This window comes from Moorena sp. SIO3I6 (assembly GCF_010672095.1).
Genome location: NZ_JAAHHU010000620.1, coordinates 1 through 2,621, shown reverse-complemented (window position 1 = coordinate 2,621; position 2,621 = coordinate 1). Strand labels below are relative to the sequence as shown.

General features: G+C 47.1%; 2 protein-coding genes. Both read left to right on the top strand.

What is annotated here, in order from left to right; all coding sequences use genetic code 11:
- On the top strand, positions 1 to 1,718 hold a 1,718-nt coding region (locus F6K49_RS40395; protein ID WP_293106470.1), incomplete at its 5' end, for an AMP-binding protein.
- A gap of 11 nt (positions 1,719 to 1,729) precedes the next feature.
- The coding region (locus tag F6K49_RS40390; RefSeq protein ID WP_293106468.1) for a polyketide synthase at positions 1,730 to 2,621 on the top strand (892 nt) is incomplete at its 3' end.

The following is a 2,621-nucleotide window of genomic DNA, read 5'->3' as shown; positions in this document are numbered from 1 at the left end:
GAGGATTGTCTTGGTTACCCGCTTACCATGCTATGGGACTGATTGGTGGCATCCTACAACCCCTTTATGTTGGTCTTGCCATCATCCTGATGGCTCCAGTAGATTTCCTCCGCAAGCCTTACCGCTGGCTAAAGGCAATTTCCAAATACCAGGTGACTACCAGTGGTGCTCCGAATTTTGCCTATGAGCTGTGTGTGCAGAAAATTACGGCTAAGCAATTAGAAGCCCTAGACCTGAGCAGCTGGCAAATGGCCTTTACCGGTGCTGAGCCAGTTAGAGCCTCAACATTAGAGCGATTTGCTCAAAAATTTGCCCCTTTTGGTTTCCGTCGGGAAGCATTTTACCCCTGTTATGGCATGGCAGAAACCACATTATTAGTAACTGGAGGCTTGAAAGACCAACCTCCAGTGGTAAGGGAATTTGAAGGGCAAGCTCTTGAACAAAATCGAGTGGTTCCCCTGCCAGAAAATCGTCTCAATCAGTCTAATGGTCAGTCTAATGGTCAGTCTAATGGTAATGTGGCGACTCGAATCCTGGTCGGGTGTGGGCGGACTTGGTTAAATGAAAAAATTGCGATCGCATGCCCCCAATCCCTTACCCAGGTTGAAGCAGGTGCTGTCGGAGAGATTTGGGTAAAAGGTCCAAGTGTTGCTCAAGGCTATTGGAATCAACCAGAGGTGACGGAAAAAACCTTTAATGCTTATCTAGCTGATACTGGTTCAGGGCCATGGCTGCGTACTGGTGATTTAGGATTTATCCAGGATGGTGAGTTGTTTGTAACAGGTCGTCTGAAGGATTTAATTATTATTCGGGGTCGCAACCATTATCCCCAAGATATAGAATTGACGGCGGAAAAGAGTCATCCAGCTCTTCGCCCTGCCTATGGCGCAGCTTTTTCTGTGGAAGTCGAACAGGCTGAGCAATTGGTGATTGTCCAAGAAGTCTCCAGGAATTACCTTCGGAAACTAGATGTAGATGAAGTGGTTGAAGCAATCCGCAGTGCAGTCTCCCAAGAGTACCAGCTTCAAGTTTATGCTGTGTTATTGCTCAAGACCAATAGTATTCCCAAGACATCCAGTGGCAAAGTACAGCGCCATGCTTGTCGAGCTGGATTTCTAAACAATACCTTGACAGTTGTAGGGCAATCGAGGTTGGGGCAACACCCAACCATTGCCCCAACCAAACCAGAAAAAGAACCCACTACTAATACTATCGGCAAAGGGCAAACCCGGCATACACTTCAAAAGTGGATAGTAAATTGGCTAGCGCGAGAAACAAAACTGCCTGCCGGGTCTATTAACATCAGCAAGTCTTTTGCTGATTATGGTCTAGATTCAGTAACAGCAGTCGAATTAGCTGATGATCTCGAAGAATGGTTAGGGGTGCCTCTGTCTCCGACACTGGCGTATGATTATCCCAATATCGAGTCCCTTGCCCAATATCTGGCTCAAGAAAGTCAAAAAAGCAACTCAAACCAGGAGGACAGCCCAAGAAAAATCGAACCGAGAGTTTTGAGTGCAGGTACTGAGATGCAACAATTATGGGAGGCACAGTTCCAGAATCTGGATCGGTTCACCTCGACACCCTTTTATCGTTCACCGGTGACGGTTCAATCGATTTCCTCCAGTGGTGATCAAGAGGTAGACCAACTCTTAGCTGAGTTGGAAATGCTCTCAGAAGCACAAATCCAAGAAATTCTGGGAAAACCCATCAAATAGTTCCTAGATCTATGTTTCGATCTATGTTGCCAGTGGATGATATTGCTAAGCGGATTGCCAATCTCTCCCCCGAAAAACGCGCCCTTCTTGAGTTGCAGCTGCAAAAAAGGAAAGGGTTAAAAGAACCTATTGCTATTATCGGGATTGGCTGCCGCTTTCCAGGTGCCTCTTCCCCAAACTCCTTCTGGCAACTGCTCAAAAATGGTGTTGATGCTATTACTGCAGTGCCACCAGACCGTTGGGATATCCAGAAATTTTACGATGCTGATCCCACAGCACCAGGCAAAATGTATTGCCGTTATGGTGGTTTTCTGGCCCATGTTGATCAATTTGATCCAGAATTCTTTGGCATTGCTCCTCGGGAAGCTACCTATATCGACCCCCAGCAGCGACTACTGTTGGAAGTAATTTGGGAAGCACTAGAGGATGCAGGCCAAGTGCCTAGCCGAATCAGTGGTAGCCAAACGGGGGTCTTTGTTGGCATTTCTACTCATGATTATGGTCAGCTGCTCCTCCAAAGTCCAGAGGTGGTGGATACCTATACCAATACTGGTGTAGCTTCCACTATGGCAGCTAATCGCATTTCCTACCTACTGAATTTAAAAGGGCCAAGTCTAACGGTTGATACCGCTTGCTCCTCATCCCTAGTTGCTGTTCATTTGGCTTGTCAGAGTATCTGGAATGGTGAGTCAACCGTAGCCATAGCAGGGGGAGTGAATTTGATGCTAACCCCAGTGGTGACGGTTGGGTTAAGTAAGTTAACGGCTTTATCTCCGGATGGTCGCTGTAAGGCATTTGATTCCCGTGCCAATGGCTTTGTCAGGGGCGAGGGCGCTGGGGTGATAGTAGTAAAGCCCCTATCCAAAGCCCTGATCGATAAAGATCCAATTTATGCTGTGATTC